General features: G+C 63.2%; 12 protein-coding genes. 5 read left to right on the top strand and 7 right to left on the bottom strand.

Annotated features, from left to right (window positions below):
• Positions 1–69: 69 nt before the first annotated feature.
• Positions 70–2,004, bottom strand: a complete 1,935-nt coding sequence (locus ACYVHT_RS02200) for a fumarate reductase/succinate dehydrogenase flavoprotein subunit (protein ID WP_460547487.1) — start codon at positions 2,002–2,004, stop codon at positions 70–72.
• Positions 2,005–2,098: 94 nt separating this feature from the next.
• Positions 2,099–2,857 carry a succinate dehydrogenase cytochrome b subunit gene (locus tag ACYVHT_RS02195; RefSeq protein ID WP_460547485.1) on the bottom strand — a complete coding sequence of 253 codons (759 nt, stop codon included), beginning with the start codon at positions 2,855–2,857 and terminating at the stop codon, positions 2,099–2,101.
• A 288-nt stretch (positions 2,858–3,145) separates the two neighbouring features.
• Between ACYVHT_RS02195 and ACYVHT_RS02190 the strand changes: the two genes are divergently transcribed.
• The 3 genes from ACYVHT_RS02190 to fabD all read left to right on the top strand — a co-directional run bounded on the left by ACYVHT_RS02190 (position 3,146) and on the right by fabD (position 10,477).
• Entirely contained in the window at positions 3,146–6,100 is a 2,955-nt protein-coding gene (locus ACYVHT_RS02190) for a T9SS type B sorting domain-containing protein (RefSeq protein WP_460547483.1), read from the top strand.
• Between the two features lie 308 nt (positions 6,101–6,408).
• A complete protein-coding gene (locus tag ACYVHT_RS02185) occupies positions 6,409–9,381 on the top strand; it encodes a T9SS type B sorting domain-containing protein (protein ID WP_460547481.1) in 2,973 nt (990 codons plus the stop codon).
• A gap of 205 nt (positions 9,382–9,586) precedes the next feature.
• Positions 9,587–10,477, top strand: a complete 891-nt coding sequence (gene fabD, locus ACYVHT_RS02180; protein ID WP_460547479.1) for an ACP S-malonyltransferase — start codon at positions 9,587–9,589, stop codon at positions 10,475–10,477.
• A gap of 1,274 nt (positions 10,478–11,751) precedes the next feature.
• On the opposite strand, the gene folK is transcribed toward fabD, so the two are convergent.
• Together folK and ACYVHT_RS02170 are read right to left on the bottom strand one after the other, a co-directional pair.
• Positions 11,752–12,189, bottom strand: a complete 438-nt coding sequence (gene folK / locus ACYVHT_RS02175) for a 2-amino-4-hydroxy-6-hydroxymethyldihydropteridine diphosphokinase (protein WP_460548057.1) — start codon at positions 12,187–12,189, stop codon at positions 11,752–11,754.
• Positions 12,190–12,254: 65 nt separating this feature from the next.
• Positions 12,255–13,115 carry an alpha/beta hydrolase family protein gene (locus ACYVHT_RS02170; RefSeq protein WP_460547477.1) on the bottom strand — a complete coding sequence of 287 codons (861 nt, stop codon included), beginning with the start codon at positions 13,113–13,115 and terminating at the stop codon, positions 12,255–12,257.
• Positions 13,116–13,241: 126 nt separating this feature from the next.
• Between ACYVHT_RS02170 and ACYVHT_RS02165 the strand changes: the two genes are divergently transcribed.
• Positions 13,242–14,249, top strand: coding sequence for a polyprenyl synthetase family protein (locus tag ACYVHT_RS02165; protein WP_460547475.1), 1,008 nt, complete (start codon positions 13,242–13,244; stop codon positions 14,247–14,249).
• A gap of 154 nt (positions 14,250–14,403) precedes the next feature.
• On the opposite strand, the gene ACYVHT_RS02160 is transcribed toward ACYVHT_RS02165, so the two are convergent.
• Entirely contained in the window at positions 14,404–14,709 is a 306-nt protein-coding gene (locus ACYVHT_RS02160; protein ID WP_460547473.1) for a hypothetical protein, read from the bottom strand.
• A gap of 143 nt (positions 14,710–14,852) precedes the next feature.
• On the opposite strand from ACYVHT_RS02160, the gene ACYVHT_RS02155 reads away from it, so the two are divergent.
• On the top strand, positions 14,853–16,274 hold the full coding sequence (locus ACYVHT_RS02155) for a cytochrome P450 family protein (protein WP_460547471.1): 1,422 nt from the start codon (positions 14,853–14,855) through the stop codon (positions 16,272–16,274).
• Between the two features lie 65 nt (positions 16,275–16,339).
• Here ACYVHT_RS02155 and ACYVHT_RS02150 read toward each other — a convergent pair whose 3' ends face one another.
• Positions 16,340–17,215, bottom strand: a complete 876-nt coding sequence (locus ACYVHT_RS02150; protein WP_460547467.1) for a universal stress protein — start codon at positions 17,213–17,215, stop codon at positions 16,340–16,342.
• Positions 17,216–17,494: 279 nt separating this feature from the next.
• The gene (locus ACYVHT_RS02145; RefSeq protein WP_460547465.1) at positions 17,495–18,589 is read right to left on the bottom strand and encodes a T9SS type A sorting domain-containing protein; all 1,095 of its coding nucleotides are present in this window, start codon (positions 18,587–18,589) and stop codon (positions 17,495–17,497) included.
• Positions 18,590–18,973 lie beyond the last annotated feature (384 nt).

Here is an 18,973-nt window from a genome sequence, read left to right as displayed (position 1 = left end):
GAGACATGAGCATGGAGAAAGCGGCAAAGCCATGCTCCATGCTCATGTCTAACGTCTCATGTCTATTATCTATTTATAGCTGCGCTGGGTCAGCTTCACGTTTTCGAACACCAGGTTTTCCTTGTTGAGCTTCTCGGGCTGGTTATCGCCCTGATACTCCCAGGCGGCTACGTAGGCGTAGTTTTCATCGTCGCGCAGGGCCTCGCCCTCGGGGGTCTGGTACTCTTCGCGGAAGTGGCCGCCGCAGCTTTCGTTGCGGTTCAGGGCGTCGTCCACCATCAGCTCACCCAGCTCCAGGAAGTCGGCTACGCGGCCGGCTTTTTCCAGGGCCTGGTTCATTTCCTCGCCGGTGCCCACCACTTTCACGTCGCTCCAGAACTCCTTGCGCAGCTTCTGAATCTCGGCTTTGGCGTGCTTCAGTCCTTCGGCCGTGCGGGCCATGCCGCAGTATTCCCACATGATGTGGCCCAGCGCTTTGTGGAACTGGTCGGGCGTGCGGTTGCCTTTGATGGCGAGCAGCTGCTCGGTGCGGGCCTGCACAAAAGCCTTCGACTCGGCAAAAGCCGGATGGTCGGTGCTTACCGGCTTGGGCGGCGTTTGGGCCAGGTAATCGCCAATGGTGTAGGGAATTACGAAGTAGCCATCGGCCAGGCCCTGCATCAGGGCCGAAGCCCCCAGGCGGTTGGCGCCGTGGTCGGAGAAGTTGCACTCGCCGGTAGCATACAGGCCGGGCACGGTGGTTTGCAGGTTGTAGTCCACCCACAGGCCGCCCATGGTGTAGTGCACCGCCGGATAGATGCGCATTGGCATCTCGTACGGATTCTCGTCGGTGATTTTGGCGTACATATCGAAGAGGTTGCCGTACTTCTGGCTCACTGCTTCTGCGCCCGTGCGCTTGATAATCTCCGAGAAATCGAGGTACACCGCCAGGCCGGTACTGCCTACGCCGCGGCCTTCGTCGCACATCATCTTGGCATTGCGCGAAGCCACGTCGCGCGGCACCAGATTGCCGAAAGCAGGGTACTTACGCTCCAGGAAGTAGTCCCGGTCATCCTCGGCAATGTCCTGGGGCTTAACCTGGCCTTTGCGCACGCGCTCAGCCATTTCCACCGTTTTGGGCACCCACACACGCCCGTCGTTACGGAGCGATTCCGACATCAGCGTGAGCTTCGACTGGTAGTCGCCGCTTACGGGAATGCAGGTGGGGTGAATCTGGGTGAAGCAGGGGTTGGCGAAGAACGCGCCTTTTTTGTGGGCGCGCCAGGCCGCCGTTACGTTGCAATACTTGGCATTGGTGCTCAGGTAGAACACGTTGCCGTAGCCGCCGGTGGCCAGCACCACCGCGTGGGCGGCGTGGGTTTCAATCTCGCCGTTCACCAGGTTGCGGGTCACGATGCCGCGGGCCTGGCCATCGATAATCACCACGTCGAGCATCTCCGAGCGGGTGTACATCTTCACCTTGCCGTAGGCAATCTGGCGGCTCAGGGCCGAGTAGGCACCCAGCAGCAGCTGCTGGCCGGTCTGGCCCCGGGCGTAGAAGGTTCGGCTCACCTGGGCACCGCCGAACGAGCGGTTGGCCAGCAGCCCGCCGTATTCGCGGGCGAAGGGTACGCCCTGGGCCACGCACTGGTCGATAATATTTACCGATACCTGGGCCAGGCGGTACACGTTGGCCTCACGGGCGCGGTAGTCGCCGCCTTTAATGGTGTCGTAGAACAGGCGAAATACGGAGTCGCCGTCGTTCTGATAGTTCTTGGCGGCGTTGATGCCGCCCTGTGCGGCGATGGAGTGCGCACGGCGGGGCGAATCGTGGTAGGTGAAGGCCTTCACGTTGTAGCCCAGCTCGGCGAGCGAGGCGGCGGCGGCACCGCCGGCCAGGCCCGTGCCGACCACAATCACGTCGTACTTCCGCTTGTTGGCGGGGTTCACGAGCTTGACGTTAAACTTGTGCTTGTCCCATTTTTCGGCGAGGGGGCCTTCGGGAATTTTGGAATCCAACAGCATAGTAGCGACGGAGTGATGGAATGAGAATCAGCAAGTAAACAGCCGGGCCGGGCAGGTGTTGCGGCCCGCCGGCGGTTTATTGCTCGTCAGCAAATTAGAAAGCGGCAGCCACGGCGTGCAGCAGAGCGGGGGCATTGGCTGCCAGCTCGCCCTGGGCATTGGTGAAGAGGAAAAAATACAGCGGCATGGCAGCAAAAGCGGCCGATACCACCACGGCAAAAGCATAGCCGACGTACGTAATGGCCGGCGTGTATTTGCGGTGGTTCAGGCCCAAGGTCTGGAAGCCGGAGCGGAAGCCGTGCCACAGGTGGTAGCCGAGGCTGATTTGGGCGGCCACGTAGAGCAGCACGTACCACCAGATGTGGAACGAAGACACCACGGCCAGGTACAGGTTGTCGTAGTCGCTGGTCAGCGGGTCGGCACCGCCCATCTTGGGCAGGTCGCCGGCGAAGCGGGCGCGCCAGAAGAAGTTGTAGAGGTGAACAATCAGGAAAATCAGGATGATGCTGCCCAGAATGCCCATGTTGCGCGAGGTCCACTCGCTGTTCTGCTCGGAGTGGTTACTCACGTAGCCCTGGGCGCCGCGAGCAGCCTTGTTGCGGCGGGTGAGTACGAGGGCCTCAAAAATGTGGAAGCCAAAGCCCAGTACCAGACCCCATTCGATGGTGCGAATGATGGGGTTGGTGCCCATGAAGTGGGAGTAGGTGTTGAATGCCGCGCCCTGGTCGTGCTTGAAAAGTTGCAGGTTGCCAATGAGGTGAACCACCAGGAACGAGCACAGAAACAGGCCCGTAATGGCCATAATAATCTTCCGGCCGATGCTGCTGGTGAATGTTTTGGATATCCAACTCATAAAGTTGCCAAACTGGGGATGTGAAGAGGTATGTTTAAAGGCTCAAAGGTAGCCCCCACTGGCTAACCGGACAACGGAAGGGCTTGTTTCTTGCCGGTCTGGTCGGGTTTCGAAAACATTGCGAGGGCTTAGTGAATCTATCCACTGCCGGCATCGTTAAATAAACCCGGGTGGGCACGCCCTGTCCACCAACATTATTGGCGCTCCGAAACCGGACCGGTCAGGCGTTATTGATGGGACGGGGGCTTGCCTCACCTCTATATCTTTTTTCTTGCTAGCCAAGTAGGTATGCTACAATTTCTTCTGTTTCAGAACAAGGCCATGATGCGGGCTGCGGCCCTGCTGCTGTTTCTCATGGCTGGCTGGGGGCCGCAGGTGGCCCGGGCATCGCACATTCGCGCCGGCGATATTCAGGCCAAGGTGGATACGACGGCCCTGCACAACCCGCGCCGGATTTTCTTCAAGATGATTCTGTACACCGATAACAGTTCGATGGTTGACCAGCCCACGGCCACCATTTTTTTCGGTGATGGCACCTCAAGCTGCAAAGATGGCGTGGTGCGCGCATCCAAGCGCCCGGTGCCGGGCAGCCCCGATACCAGCATCAACGTTTACTTTTTCGAGCACACGTTTCCTTCCGTTGGCCGGTTTGTGGTCAGCTTCATTGGAGAGCTGCGCAACCGTGGGGTGCTGAATATGTCGCTCTCGGAAACGCAGTCGTTTTACATCAGCACCGCCATTCGGATTGACCCGGCACTGGGCCAGAACCGCGGAGTAGTGCTCACGGCGCCGGCCATTGACCGCGCCGGCGTGAACCAGGTTTTTCTGCACAACCCTGCTGCTTACGATGCCGACGGCGACTCGCTGCGCTACCGGCTGCTGAGCTGCCAGCAGGTTCCCGCCGGCATTGACGGCTCGGTGGGCCCGCCGTGCACCGGCAGCGCCGGTGGCACCGGCACAAATCTGCCCGTGCCCGTGCCCTGCACCAACTACCGCTTGCCCAACGACCCCTCGGTGGCGGCCAATCCGGTTACAGTGCCTTATGGGGGCGTGCCGTCAGACCCCGGCGGCAACCCCGCCATTTTCGTCATGGACCCCAACACCGGCCAGATTACCTGGAATGCTCCGGTTGCGGTGGGCCTTTATAACGTAGCCTTCGTGGTGGAGGAGCGCCGCCGGCTGCCCAATGGCACCTCTACCCTGATTGGGGAGGTGATACGTGACATGCAGATTATCGTGGCCGCCACCAGCAATATCCGCCCCACCATTACCGTGCCGCAGGACATTTGCGTGGTGGCTGGCCAGACGGTTACGGGCAATGTCACGGCTACCGACGGGGGCGTTGGTGCCGAGCAAACGCCGGTTTCGCTGTTTGCCTACTCGGGCATCATCCCGCCGGCCACGTTTGTGCAGTCGGCCGCCGGCCCACCACAGGCGCGGGGCACATTCACCTGGCGCACCGATTGCAGCAACGTGGCCCGGCTGCCCTACCAGGTCACTTTCAAAGCTCAGGACTCGCCCACCGGGCCAACCACAACGAATCCACCGCTGATTGACGAAAAGGTCTGGCGCATCACGGTTGTTGGCCCGGCGCCTCAGGGGCTTCGGGCGACGCCGGTGGTGGGGAGCGGGGGCAACCCGAACAGCATGGTGCTGAGCTGGAACACGTACCAGTGCGCCAACGCCACGCAGATGCACATCTACCGGAAGGTGAACCCGTCGGGTTTTGTGCCGGGGCCGTGCGAGACGGGCATTCCGGCCTCGGCGGGGTACGTGCGGATTGGCACGGTGCCGGTGGGCACGAGCACGTTCACCGACAACGGGGTGGACGCGAGCGGGACGGTGCAGGGGCTGAGCCGGGGGCAGACGTACTGCTACCGGATATACGCCGACTTTCCGTTGCCGGCCGCCGGCCAGAGCATTGCCTCGGCCGAAGTTTGCGGCCTGATTGCCGGGCGCGGGGCGATGCTGACGAAGGTGGACGTGGAAAGCACGCAGGCCGGCACGGGGCAGATGCAGGTGTGCTGGACACAGCCGCGTACGGCCACGGGGGCAGCGTTTGACGGCACGCCGAGCTATGTGCTCTCGCGGGCCGAGGGACTGAATCCGGCCGCCAGTGCTTTCGCGGTAGTGGCCACGCGCACTTCGCTGACGGACACCTGCTACACGGATACAAACCTGAACACGCTCGACAAGCAGTACACCTACAAGCTGGACTTTGTCCGCACGTTCCCGGCCGGCGCGGGGGCTACCATGACCGAAACCTCGCCCACGGCCAGCAGCGTGCGCCTCAGCGCCGTGCCCAACCGCACGGCCACGGCCATTGCCCTGAGCTGGGCCTTCAATGTGCCCTGGGACAATACGGCCCAGGCGACGGCCGTGTACCGGCGCACGGGCACCACGGGCGGGTATGTGCGCATCGGCACGGCCAGCAGCACGGCTGGCGGCGGCAGCTACACCGACAGCGACCCGGCGCTGGTGAAGGGCCAGAACTACTGCTATTACGTGCAGACCATCGGGCGCTACGCCGGCTTCCCGTTCCTGAGCTCGCTGCCAAACCGTAGCCAGGAGCAATGCATCGTATTCAACACGCCGCCGTGTCGTCCGGTGCTGACGCTGTTGGCGACGAACTGCGACAGCCTGGCGGGGCTGCCGGAATACCCGGGGCTGCGGGGGCAGTACAGCAACCGGCTGCGCTGGAGCGTGGGCAGCGCGCCGGCGGGCTGCGACGGGGCGGGGGTGGTGAGCTACCGGGTGTACTACCGGCCCACGCCGACGGGGGCCTTCGCGTACCTGGGCAGCACGGCGCAAACCAGCTTTACCCATCCGAACCTGAGTTTTTCGGGGGGCTGCTACGCGGTGCAGGCCGTGGCGGGCAGCGGGGCGGTGAGCGACACGAGCAACGTGGCGTGCCAGGACAACTGCCTGTTTTTTAAGCTGCCCAACATTTTCACGCCCAACGGGGACGGGCAGAACGACGTGTTCCGGCCCAGGAACAACAGCCCGGTGCGGCGCATCCGGTTCCAGGCCTTCAACCGCTGGGGCGTGAAGGTATTCGAGAACACGACCACGGCCGACGACCCGGTGCTCATCAACTGGAACGGAGGCGGGCCGGCCGGGGAGAGCGGGGGCGCGGCGGCCAGGGTGTCGGACGGGGTGTACTACTACCTGGCCGAGGTGGAGTTTGCGGATTTTGCCAGCACCAGGCGCACCTACAAAGGATGGGTGGAAATCATCCGCTAGCCGATTTGACGAAGTTTCGATTTTCACAAAAAAGCCGCTGCACAGTTGTGCAGCGGCTTTTTTGTGAAAATCGAAACTGCAGCCTGACTTTGGAAACGGTATCAGGCCCAAGCCGCTGCGTTGCTTTGGGGGCTGCTTCACGGCGGCGCGAGTCCGGCCCGACTTTTGTGCCGAATGGCCGTGCGTGGCGGTTTCTTTGCTGCCCCGTAGCATAATTTTCGCGTAGTTGCAGGGCTTTAGCAATATAACGTAATTCAAAGCGTTATATCTGATTCAATTATTATATCTGGTTTCTACCGACCTTCCTTATGAAACAACTCGCTACACCCCGGGCAGCCCTGTTGATGCGCGCCGCGCTGCTGGTCGTCATAATGCTGGCGAGCATGGCGCTTCGCCCTGTGGCTGTTCATGCCTCTCACATTCGCGCGGGCGACATTCAGGCCAAGATTGATACGACTGCCAATTTCAATGCCCGCCGGGTATTCTTTAAGCTGACGCTGTACACCGACCCCGTCCCTAGCATCGACGAATCGTTGGAAACCTTTTTTTTCGGCGACGGGACTTCCAGCTGCTACCGCACCATTCCGAGGGCCACCGTGCGGCGGGTACCGGGCACCACCGACACGGACGTTAACATCTACTATTTCGAGCACACGTACCCTGCGGTGGGCGAGTACACGGCCGAGTTCATTGGCGAAAACCGGGTGACCGGGGTGCTGAACATGGCAAACTCTGCGAGCCAGACGTTTTACCTGCGCATCACCATCACCCTGGACCCGGCCCTGGGCCGCAACCACTCGCCAATACTGACTGCGCCGGCGGTGGACAAAGCCGGGCTGCGCCAGGTGTTTCAGCACAGTCCCGGCGGCTTCGATGCCGACGGCGACTCGCTGGCTTACAAGCTGGTACCGTGTCAGCAGGTGTTGGCGGGAGTATCGGGCACGCTGGGCCTGCCATGTACGGGCCAGGGCGTAGGCAATGGCAATAACAACCCGAATCCAACGGACTGTACCAATTTCCGCCTGCCCAACCTCCCCAGCGTTGCGGGGCCGGCGTCTCAGGTAGATTTTTTCAATCAGTACGGCGTGCAGACGGGTTTTGCCGGGCAGCCGGCCACATTTGAGCAGGACGTGAACACGGGCATGATTACCTGGAATGCTTCCGCCGCAATCGGGTATTACAACGTCGCCTTCGTGGTAGAAGAATGGCGGCGACTACCGGAGCGCAGAAGGCGGAAAATAGGCGAGGTAGTGCGCGATATGCAGATTAATGTGCTTGCTACCAATAACCTGCCCCCGGTGTTGGTAGTGCCCGCCGACTTGTGCGTAGTGGCCGGGCAGCAGGTGCGTGGCACCGTGACAGCTACCGATGGCGTTGCGTCGGGTAGCGCGGCCGCCACGGCCGTTACCTTATTTGCTTACGCGGGCATCAGGCCGCCCGCAACCTTTGTGCAGACGCAGACCGGGCCGCCCCAGTCGAGCGGCACGTTCACCTGGCAGACGGATTGCAGCAACGTGGCCCGGCTGCCCTACCAGGTCACCTTCAAAGCCCAGGACTCGCCCACCGGCTCGCCAACCACCAACCCGGCATTGGTGGATATAAAAATCTGGCGCATCACGGTTGTTGGCCCGGCGCCTCAGGGGCTTCGGGCGACGCCGGTGGTGGGGAGCGGGGGCAACCCGAACAGCATGGTGCTGAGCTGGAACACGTACCAGTGCGCCAACGCCACGCAGATGCACATCTACCGGAAGGTGAACCCGTCGGGGTTTGTGCCGGGGCCGTGCGAGACGGGCATTCCGGCCTCGGCGGGGTACGTGCGGATTGGCACGGTGCCGGTGGGCACGAGCACGTTCACCGACAACGGGGTGGACGCGAGCGGGACGGTGCAGGGGCTGAGCCGGGGGCAGACGTACTGCTACCGGATATACGCCGACTTTCCGTTGCCGGCCGCCGGCCAGAGCATTGCCTCGGCCGAGGTTTGCGCCAGCATTCCGGGGGCTTCGGCACGGCTCATCAAAGCGGATGTGACAAGCACGCAGGCCAGCACGGGGCAGATGCAGGTGTGCTGGACGCAGCCGCGCCCGGCCACGGGGGCAGCGTTCGACGGCACGCCGAGCTATGTGCTCTCGCGGGCCGAGGGACTGAATCCGGCCGCCAGCGCATTTGTGCCGGTCACGACCATCACCACGCTCACCAACACCTGCTACACCGATGTGAGCCTGAACACGCTGGACAAGCAGTACACCTACAAGCTGGACTTTGTGCAGACATTCCCGGCCGGCGCGGGGGCTACCATCACCGAAACTTCGCCCACGGCCAGCAGCGTGCGCCTCAGCGCTCTGCCCGACCGCACGGCCACGGCCATTAACCTGAGCTGGACATATAATGTGCCCTGGGACAATGCCGCGCACCCGACCGTAGTGTACCGGCGCACGGGCGGCACGGGCCCCTACACCCGCATCGGCACGGCCAGCAGCACCGCCACCGGCGGCACCTATACCGACCGCGACCCGCTGCTGACCAAGGGGCAGCGCTACTGCTATTATGTGCAGACGGATGGCCAGTATGCCGATACGCCAACGCTGAGCTCGCTGCCAAACCGCAGCCAGGAGCTGTGCCTGGAATTGATTCCGCCGCCCTGTCGTCCGGTATTGACGCTGTTGGCGACGAATTGCGACAGCCTGGCGGGGCTGCCGGAATACCCGGGGCTGCGGGGGCAGTACAGCAACCGGCTGCGCTGGGCGCTGGGCAGCGCGCCGGCGGGCTGCGACGGGGCGGGGGTGGTGAGCTACCGGGTGTACTACCGGCCCACGCCGACGGGGGCCTTCGCGTACCTGGGCAGCACGGCGCAGACGAGCTTTACCCATCCGAACCTGGGCTTTTCGGGGGGCTGCTACGCGGTGCAGGCCGTGGCGGGCAGCGGGGCGGTGAGCGACACGAGCAACGTGGCGTGCCAGGACAACTGCCTGTTTTTTAAGCTGCCCAACATTTTCACGCCCAACGGGGACGGGCAGAACGACGTGTTCCGGCCCAGGAACAACAGCCCGGTGCGGCGCATCCGGTTCCAGGCCTTCAACCGCTGGGGCGTGAAGGTGTTCGAGAACACGACCACGGCCGACGACCCGGTGCTTATCAACTGGAACGGAGGCGGGCTGACTGGCGATTTCGGCACCACAGCCAGGGTGTCGGGCGGAATCTATTACTACCTGGCCGAGGTGGAGTTTGCGGATTTTGCCAGCACTAAGCGCACCTACAAAGGATGGGTGGAAATCATCCGCTAGCCGTTGAATCCGGACCGGCCGGCAGCTTCAGCCCTGCTACCCATGAAAAATGGCATGGCGAAACCAACAACGGAGCGGGCCGGCAGCCCGCTTCGTTTGTTTGGGGCAATGCGGCTTTTTGTGCAGCTTGCGCCCGATTTACTTTTTCAGGCCAGGCCAGCTGGCCGTTAAATCCCACCCACTCCGCTTAAAACCGCGAAACCCAATGAATTCCGCTAAATCCGTCATTTTTCCCGGCCAGGGCAGCCAGTTCCCCGGCATGGCGCGCGAGCTGTTCGACCAAAACCTTGATGCCCGCGCCCTGCTCACCCGCGCCAACGACATTCTCGGCTTCAGCCTCACCGACAACATGTTCAGCGGCACCGATGAGGACCTGCGCCGCACCGATGTGACGCAGCCGGCCATTTTCGTGCATTCGGTGGCGCAGTTTGTGGCCCAGCCCGATTTCCAGCCCGCCAGCACCGCCGGCCACTCGCTGGGCGAGTTCTCGGCGCTGGTAGCCGCCGGGGTGCTGACGTTTGAAGACGCGCTGCCGCTGGTAGCGCGTCGCGCTCAGGCCATGCAGGCTGCCTGCGAAGAGCAGCCCGGCACCATGGCCGCTATTCTGGGGCTGGATGATGCCACGGTGGAGCGCATCTGTCAGGAAATCACCGACGGCGGCCACGTAGTGGTGGCGGCCAACTACAACTGCCCCGGCCAGCTCGTTATTTCCGGCTCGGCCGAGGGCGTGGCCCGGGCCTGCGAAGCCCTGAAAGCCGCCGGGGCCAAGCGCGCCCTGCCGCTGCCCGTGGGCGGAGCCTTCCATTCGCCGCTGATGCAGAGCGCCGCCGCCGCGCTGGCCGAGGCCATCGAGAAAACCACGTTCAGCCCGGCCCGCTGCCCCGTGTATCAGAACGTGGACGCCCTGCCCCACACCGACCCGGCCGAAATCAAGGCCAACCTGCTGGCCCAGCTCACGGCCCCCGTGCGCTGGACGCAGCTGGTGCAGCGCATGGCCGCCGACGGCGCCACGGAATTTGTAGAGTGCGGCCCCGGCAAAGTGCTGCAGGGCCTGGTGAAGAAAATTGTGCCCACGGCCACGGTGAGCAGCTTTTAGCCATTGCAAGGGCTTGCCGCCCACGCGTTGAACCACCCCCGATGGCCCCAGCTGCTTCCGCTGATTCAGCCGCGGCCCGGCGCTGCCAGCTGCTCTTCGGGGCGCTGCTGGTAGTGGCCGGGCTGGCGCAGCTGGCCTTGTTTGCCTATGCCACCGCGCCCGGCCTGGCCGGCACCAGCGACTCGCGCCTGTACCTGCACGCCGCCCAGACGCTACGCGCCACCGGCCACCTGCTCAACCCCGACGGTACGCCGTACCGCTACTGGCCGCCGCTGTACCCGGCGCTGCTGGCGGTAGCTGGCGGGCTGGCGCGCGTGCGGGTACTGCACGCGCTGTGCCTGCTGGGCAGCCTGCTGCTCTGGGCCTGGGTAGGCCGCAAGCTGTTGTCGCCCGGTCGGGCCCGGGTGCTGCCGCTGCTGCTGGCACTCAGCACTCCCTGGCTGCTGGTGGGCAAGTTTGTATGGGCCGAAAGCGTGTTCCTGCTGTTGTTCGCGGCCTATGCGGCGCTGCTGTGGCAGTGGCTGCAAGCGGGGCGGTGGCAGTGGTGGGCTGCCGCAACGGTAGCAGGAGGCTTGCTGCCGTTGCAGCGCACCCTGGGGCTTTTTCTGCTGGCTGGGGTGGGGGCGGGGCTGTTGCTGGGCGAGTGGCGCAGGCTGGAAGGGCATCGGCGCGGGCAGCTGCTGCTGCACCTGGCTATCAGTGCATCAGGGGGCGTGCTGTGGCAGTGGTACGCGCTGCTGGTGGCCGGGCCCAGCCGCTACCACCCGGCCCTGGGCTGGGGCAAGCTCCTGAGCGCGCTGGCCGATTACGGCTTTGTGCTAAGCCGCTGGCTCCTGCCGCTGCCCACGGCCGGCCGCGCTGCAGTGCCGCACGCGGTATGGGCAGTGGTGCTGCTGGCACTGTTTGCGCTGCTGTGGCCCCGCCAGGCGAGGGTGAGCAGAGCAGGCGTTGAGACCCCTGAAAAAGCTGCAACCCCTGAAACAAGCGAGCCGGCCCTCCTGCTACGGCGCACGCTGTGGAGCACGGCGCTGGTGCTGGTGGCATTGGTGGCGGGCCTCACGGTGTTTGGCCAGAGCGCGGCCGGCATTCACGACACGGAGCGGTACGCCAGCGTACTGGTTGCGCCCATTGCGCTGCTGGTGCTGGCGGCGTGGCCGGAGCAGGCTCTGCGCTGGCTGAGCCGCGTGCTGCTGGCGGGCTGGCTGCTCGGCACGGCGCTGCGGACCGGCCACGTTGCGCACGATTTGCGCCGGGTGCCGCCGCTGGCCCCGGCTTCATTCGCCGGGCCAGGGCCGCACGGGCAGCGGGTCGGGGCAGCGGGCGAGGAGGGCGGCAATGGGTTCGCCAAGCTGCGGATGCACCAGCGCGCCGGCAATTTCGGCCAGTGGCACCAGCGCAAACCGCCGCGCTGCCAGCCGGGGGTGGGGCACGGTCAAGTCGGGCGCGGCAATGATTTCTTCGCCAAACAGCAAAATGTCTACGTCCAGCGTGCGGCTGCCCCAGCGCTCGTGGCGCTCACGGCCGGCTGCTTGCTCGGTGGCCAGGCAGGCGGCCAGCAGCTTTCCGGCCGATAAATCGGTGCTTATTCCCAACGCCTGGTTGAGGTAGGCCGGCTGGTCTTCGCGGCCCCAGGCCGCCGTTTCGTAAATGCCCGATTCAGCCACCATCGCGCCGGCATTGCGGGCCAGCCGTGCGCGGGCTTCGCGCAGCATGGCCGCCCGGTCGCCCAGGTTCGAGCCCAGCAGCAGGTAGGCCAGCTTAGGAACCGGTGGAATGCTCATGCCTGCCGCGTAAAAAACGCCGCCGTGGCCTCGGCCACGTGCCGCGCCGGCGCCGGCAGCACCGAGGCCGCCCACGGATGGGCTCCGCCAAACATGTGCGTGGCCCCGGGCACGAGCAGCAGCTCGGCATCGGGCTTGAGCTCGTGCAGCTGGCGGGCGGCGGCCACGTTCACGGTTTCGTCCTCGTCGCCGTGAATGATGAGCAGCGGCTGCCTGAGCTTGCGGCGCACGTTGTGCGGAATGTCGAGGCGCGGGCGGTTGGCGTGGTAGTTCTCCACAATCTGGTAGCGCATGGGCAGCTCCACGCCGGTGCGGGTGTTGGGCACGTGCAGCACGCCGGTGCGCTGCCACTCGTCGAACACCGCCTGCGGCCAGTGCGGGTGGATGTCGGCAATGGCCGCCCAGGTGGTCACGGCGCGCACTCGTCGGTCTTCGGCCGCTTTCAGCAGCACCAGCCCGCCGCCCCGGCTGTGCCCCACCAGAAACAGCCGGCTCAAATCCAGCTCGGCCGTCGGCACGGGCGTAGCTCCGTCGGTAAAAAGCGCGTCGATAACCTGGCCGATGTCGTCGAGCTCAATGCTGAAATTATTGCGCCCGAAGGCTTCCAAATCTTCCAAATCGCCGGTGCCGCCCACCACCAAGCCGTTGTGCGACAGGTTCAGCTTCACGAATACGAAGCCCTGCTCCGCGAAGAAGTCGGCCAGCAGCGGGAAGTGCCCCCAGTCCTTAAACCCCTTGAAGCCATGCACAAACAGCAGCACGGGCTTGGCCCGGCCATCGGCCTGGTACGTGGCATCGGCGGCGAAGGGGCGGCCGTGGGCCGTGCCGGTAAGCAAAAACGGAGCGTGCGTCAACATAGCGGTGAAGGTAGGCGAGACGGGCCGCCAAACGGCCGCCGTCGTATGCTATAATCTCAATAGCGCCCGAAAGGTTGGGGCCGTAAGTAGGGCCCTCCGCCGTTCTGCCGTATCATTGCCGCCACAATGCCCCAGCCAGCCACTTTCTCCCTCGACCAGATTCAGGCGCCCATCGCGGCCGAAATGGCCGAGTTTGAACACAAGTTCCGTCAGTCGATGCGCACCAAAGTGCTGCTGCTCGACAAAATAATGGGCTACATTGTGAAGCGCAAGGGCAAGCAAATCCGGCCCATGTTCGTGTTTCTCACGGCCCGGGCCGCCCGCCCAGAGCCCGCCACCGGCGACCCGCTGCCCGATGCCAGCTTTCGCGGGGCCGCCCTCATCGAGCTGCTGCACACCGCCACGCTGGTGCACGACGACGTGGTGGACGAGAGCAATTACCGGCGCGGCTTCTTCTCCATCAACGCGCTTTGGAAAAATAAAATTGCGGTGCTGGTCGGCGACTATCTGCTGTCGCGCGGCCTGCTGCTGTCGCTGGAAAACGACGATTTCGACCTGCTGAAAATCGTGAGCAACGCCGTGCGCGAGCTGAGCGAAGGCGAGCTGCTGCAAATTGAGAAAGCCCGCAAATTAGACATCACCGAAGACGTTTATTTCGACATTATCCGGCAGAAAACCGCGTCGTTGATTGCCTCCTGCACCGCCGTGGGCGCGGCCTCCGTGGGGGCCGATAAAGAAGCCATTGAGCGGGCCCGCTTATTTGGCGAGAAAGTCGGCATTGCCTTTCAAATAAAGGACGATTTATTCGACTATGGCACGGCCGAAATCGGTAAGCCGGTGGGCATCGACATTAAGGAGAAAAAGATGACGCTGCCGCTGATTTATGCGCTTCAGCAGGCTTCCTGGCTGGAAAAGCGCCAGGTTATTTTCAACGTGAAAAACAACGAGGGCCACCGCGACCGGGTGCAGCAGGTGATTGAATTCGTGAAGAAATCGGGCGGTCTGGACTACGCCATTCAAACCATGAAACGCTACCGCGACGAGGCCCTGGAAATCCTGCATTCTTTCCCGGAATCGCCCAGCCGCACGTCGCTGGAGCAGCTGATTAACTACACCATTGAGCGCGAGAAATAATTCGCCGTCATTGCGAGCGGAGCGCGGCAAGCCTGCTTGCCAATGCGACCGATGTTCAGTGGTGATAAAGCCTGTTTCGTGAACGCAAAAAAAGCCCCGGCACAGCGCAGTGCCGGGGCTTTTTTTGCGCGGAATATCCGCAACGACAGACCGGCTATTTATCGGCTATCTGGTAGCTTACGCTGCCGGGCTGCACTTCGCTCACCTTGAAGGTGACCCCGTCGAAGGTGCTGTCCACTTCGAGGGAGTGCGTCATGTCGCAGCCGGGGCACTTGATTTCTTCGATTTCGTGGTTGTCGGCGTGTTCCGGCGAGTCGGCCTGGTCGTTGGGGGCGGGCACGCCGATGAGGTCGGTGAAGACTTCGGTGTGGCACTTATTGCACTCGAATTTGAGGCCCACGGCCCGGCCTTGCAGGTCGGCGAGCGGGGCCGGGGAGTTGGGTTGTTGCTGAATCCACATAAGCGAAGAAGGGAATTGGGGAAGGTGAAAAGAAGGCAGAAGGCCGGAGCCTTGCCGGGTTTACGGTGCCGGTTTGAAAAAAGATGAGTTGACGGCCGCAGTGGGTTATTTTTGGTAGCTGCATCAGGCTGCGGCCCCTCCCAATGAACGAAACTGCAACTCCTGCCCCGGCTGCCGAAGCCCCGTTTGTGCTGCCGCGGGTGCCGCGCTGGCGCTCGCTGCTGCGCTCCTTTGCCCTGGCCAAAGACCCGCTGCCCGTGCTGAACCAGGTGCTGAGCCGCCACGGCGACACCGTGGAGCTGTTCATTGGCGGCGTGGAGAAGAGCATCCTCACCCGCGACCCCGGCCTGACGCAGCACATTCTGCAGAAAAACCATCGCAACTACGCGAAGTCGAAGTTTACGCAGGGGTTTTCGCGCTACATCGGCCACGGCCTGCTCACCAACGAAGGACCCGACTGGCTGCGGCAGCGCCGGCTTATTCAGCCGGGTTTTCACCGGCAGCGGGTGGCCGCCCTCACCGGCCTGATGCAGGAAATTACCGCCGAAACCCTGGCCCCCGTCGTGGCCACGGCGGCCAGCGGCGGCGGCGCGGCCACCGTGGAGGTGCACGAGCTGATGACGCGGCTCACGTTTCGCATCATTGCCCGCTCGGTGTTCAGCACCAACTTTCCGGAGGCGGAGCTGGACCGGCTGGCGCGGCTCATTACCAAGATTCAGGCGTTTTTCGTGCGCTCCATCCGGCAGCCGTACCTGAAGCCGTGGTTTCATCTGAAAGGCCAGTTCAAGTACCACGATGCCCTGGCCGCTGAGCTGCGCGCCCTGCTGGCCGGCCTTATCGCCAAGCGCCAGCAGGCCAATGCCCGGCCCGGGACCACCCCGCCCGACGACCTGCTGCAAATGCTGCTCGACGTGCGCTACGAGGACACCGGCGAGCCCATGAGCCCCGACCGGCTCATCGACGAATCCCTGATTCTGCTCGTGGCCGGCCACGAAACCAGTGCCAACGCCCTCACCTGGCTCACCTACCTGCTGGCCCACCACCCGGCCGAGGCCGTCGCCATTCAAACTGAAATAGCGACGGTACTGGCCGGCCGCCCGCCCGCCTTTGAGGACCTGCCGCGCCTGGGCCGCGCCCTGCACGCCGTGCAGGAAACCATGCGCTGCTACCCGCCCGCCTGGATGGTAGACCGCGTGGCCCTGGCCGACGACGACTACAATGGCCTGCGCATTCCCCGGGGAACCCTGTTTTCGCTCTATTTCCACGGCCTGCACCACGACGCGAAATACTGGCCCGCGCCCGAAGAATTCCGGCCCACGCGCTTCGCGCCCGGTCAGGTGCCGCCGGTGCAGGCCAATGCCTACGTGCCCTTCGGCGGCGGGCCGCGCCTGTGCATCGGCATGCAGTTTGCCCTCACCGAAATGCAGCTCGTGACGCTGGCGCTGCTGCGGCAGTTCGATATCGAATGGGTGCCGGGCCAGCCGCCCGTCGCCATGCAGCCGCTCGTCACGCTCCGGCCGAGGCAGGATTTCCGGGTGCGGCTGCGGCTGCGCACCGGGGGCTGACAAAGCAGAAGGCCGCCCTGCGGTGCGAAGCAGAGCGGCCTTCCGTTGTCGGTACCTGCGCTGGGCTACTGCGCCAGGTGGTACGTCAGCACCGGCGGGAAGGCGTGGGTGGCCACCGTTTCGGCAATGCTGGTGTTGAAAAAGCGGCTGAGGCCGGAGCGGGCGTGGGTCGGAATCACCACCAAATCGGCGTTGACCTGCTTGGCAAACTGCTCGATGCCGGCGCTGGTGCTGTCGGCCGAGATGGTGCCCGTCTGGAAGTTCTTCAGCTGCGCGCGCTCGGCAAAAGCCTGCTCGTGCTGCTGCGTGGCCTGGTTCTCGGCCCCATCGGCTACGTGCAGCAGGTGAATGGTGGCGTTGGGGAAAGCCGCCTGCACCTGTTGCAGGCCGGCAATAGCCCCGGTCGATTCCTCGGTGAAGTTGGACGGGAACACCACGTTGCGCACCTCAAACTGCGCCTGCTGGTGCTTCACCGTCAGCACCGGCACCTCGGCCAGCCGGATAAGGCGCTCCGTGTTCGAGCCCACGAAGAAGTTTTCCATCGCGCCGTGGCCCTGCGCGCCCATCACCACCAGGTCGGCGCCGTGGCGCTCCACGGCTTTCAGAATGCCATCGCCGATGCGGCCCACTTCCACGCCATCGGCCACGGCCACGCCGGGGGCCAGGGTTTCGGCTTCGTTGCGCAGGGCGTGCAGCTTGCCCTTGGTCACCTCCATCAGCTTGATAAAGAAAATCTGGTCGATGCCGCCTTCGCTATTGGGCAGTTCGCTGCCGTTTACCGGTCCGCCGTAGGTGCTGAAATTGGCCGTCGTGCCGTCGGGCGATTCCAGTACGTGCAGCAGCTGTACACTGCCGCCCGTTTGTCTGGCCAGTTGCAGGGCTACTTCAAACGCGTGGTGCGACTCGGCCGAAAAGTCGGTGGGAACAAGGATGTTTTTCATGAAAGGGGAAGGAGGTGAAGGGAAACGGTTGTTAGAAAAGCTGTTTATAGCGCTTACGTATAAGAATCGTTTAGGTAGATAAGCTGCTGTGTAGCGCTTTGCTCTCCTTCACCGGGCTTTCATCTTATGTCCTAAAACAGCCGGCCCGGCCATGCCATCTGCCGTTATCAGCCGCAAAAAAAACTGCAGATACCATGCCCCCGGGCACCAGAAAGCCGGTGCGGCCCGCCAAGTGCTTTGGCAGCCACACCGGCTTCGCCGCTTGTTTAACAGTGGTGCCTACAGGGCTTTCCCGCTGGCTGTTTTTGCTACTTTCACCGTGGCGCCGGTGGCCAGGTCGCGCAGAAAGTACAGGCCATTGGGCTGGTTGCTGAAGTCCAGCTCATAAGTCTGCGACAGGGCCAGCGTCCCTTGCTGCACTACCTGGCCCAGCTGGTCGACCAGCACAAAGCGCGTATCCTTTGCGCCCGCCACCGTCAGGCGGCCGGTGGTGGGGTTGGGGTAGGCTTGCAGGGCCAGCGTGGGCGTGGCGCGCACGGCCACCACCGGGCTGTAGGCGCTGCTGCCGTCCTTGTCTACCTGTTTCAGCCGATAGTAGCCCATTTCCAGCGGCTGCGCATCCACAAAATCATAGGCCAGGGCTTGGCTGCTGCTGCCCGCCGCCGCTACCCGGCCAATGGCCTGGTAGCGTTCCGGAGCTTCAGCCGTGGCACGCTCTACCTGGTAGTAGGCGCTGTTTTTTTCCGATGCGGTGGCCCATTTCAGAGCGACCTCATTGCCCTGCGCGGTGCCGGCAAAGCGGGTCAGCTCCACCGGCAGCGGGGTGTAGGTAGCCGTGGCCTGGTACAGCTGCACCGCATAGCCTACGTTGACCGCCAGCACGCTGCCCGTGCGCAGCTCCAGCTCCTGAAACTTGTTGGTCGCCGTGAATTCCACATTCATGACGTTGGTATTCAAGGTGGTTAGGTTCAGCAGGCTGTTCATCGTCATCGTTTGCTTGGCCTGCGAGCCCGAAGCTGCAAAAGTGCTGATAGTCGTGTTGTTGACCAGCCCCAGGCTCAGCGCGCTGCCCGTGAAGCTGACCATCATGCTCACTTGTGCGCCCGCCGGTATGGGCGCATCGAAACCGACCCGCAGCGCAGCAGTGCCAATGGCCAGCGGTGGCGAAATCGAAGCTGCCGTGGCCGGACTATTATCCACCGCATAGGCGCTGTTGACAATGGAACCGCACACCACCAGCACGCAGCCCAGGTCGCGGTCGGCCACTGAGCTGGCTTGCTTCACCTGCTGGGCCCATGCTACCGGGGAAGTGGCGGTAACGAGAAGAAGTGCCGCCAGAAGATAAGCGGCGGCTTGTTTTGTAAAATTAGTCATATGAATAAGTGCTTTGCTGTAAGAATTTATCTGATTAAAATTCGTAACCAGCTGACACATATCATATTGATTCCTATAATAGGAAAAGGTGGGCTTGCTTTTAATTATAAACTATCCGAGATAAATGTGGGTGAAAATATTCTCGGCCTGGTCTTGTTAGTGAATTGCTACGCGCAGCAGGCTTTTCGCTGCGGGCACAGGTTTTTTTGAAAAAAGCAGCGGATTCTCAAAATGGGAACAAACGCTTGTCAAGGAACAATGTGCAGCTGCCGATGAAAGCGTCTGGCTGGTCGAAACCGGGTGAGCATGAGCAATAAGCCCCAAAAGCTGCGCCGCCGTCCGATGGTCGAAAGCCAACCCCGCAGAGTTGATTTTCGACCATCG

The sequence above is a fragment of the Hymenobacter daeguensis genome (assembly GCF_054780555.1).
This window is presented reverse-complemented; position numbering and strand designations above follow the sequence as displayed.

Excerpts from the sequence above, each read along its gene's own strand:
- ACYVHT_RS02200 (WP_460547487.1), bottom strand. The coding sequence starts at position 2,004 with ATGCTGTTGGATTCCAAAATTCCCGAAGGCCCCCTCGCCGAAAAATGG.
- ACYVHT_RS02195 (WP_460547485.1), bottom strand. The coding sequence starts at position 2,857 with ATGAGTTGGATATCCAAAACATTCACCAGCAGCATCGGCCGGAAGATT.
- ACYVHT_RS02190 (WP_460547483.1), top strand. The coding sequence starts at position 3,146 with ATGCTACAATTTCTTCTGTTTCAGAACAAGGCCATGATGCGGGCTGCG.
- ACYVHT_RS02185 (WP_460547481.1), top strand. The coding sequence starts at position 6,409 with ATGAAACAACTCGCTACACCCCGGGCAGCCCTGTTGATGCGCGCCGCG.
- fabD (WP_460547479.1), top strand. The coding sequence starts at position 9,587 with ATGAATTCCGCTAAATCCGTCATTTTTCCCGGCCAGGGCAGCCAGTTC.
- folK (WP_460548057.1), bottom strand. The coding sequence starts at position 12,189 with ATGCTGCGCGAAGCCCGCGCACGGCTGGCCCGCAATGCCGGCGCGATG.
- ACYVHT_RS02170 (WP_460547477.1), bottom strand. The coding sequence starts at position 13,115 with ATGTTGACGCACGCTCCGTTTTTGCTTACCGGCACGGCCCACGGCCGC.
- ACYVHT_RS02165 (WP_460547475.1), top strand. The coding sequence starts at position 13,242 with ATGCCCCAGCCAGCCACTTTCTCCCTCGACCAGATTCAGGCGCCCATC.
- ACYVHT_RS02160 (WP_460547473.1), bottom strand. The coding sequence starts at position 14,709 with ATGTGGATTCAGCAACAACCCAACTCCCCGGCCCCGCTCGCCGACCTG.
- ACYVHT_RS02155 (WP_460547471.1), top strand. The coding sequence starts at position 14,853 with ATGAACGAAACTGCAACTCCTGCCCCGGCTGCCGAAGCCCCGTTTGTG.
- ACYVHT_RS02150 (WP_460547467.1), bottom strand. The coding sequence starts at position 17,215 with ATGAAAAACATCCTTGTTCCCACCGACTTTTCGGCCGAGTCGCACCAC.
- ACYVHT_RS02145 (WP_460547465.1), bottom strand. The coding sequence starts at position 18,589 with ATGACTAATTTTACAAAACAAGCCGCCGCTTATCTTCTGGCGGCACTT.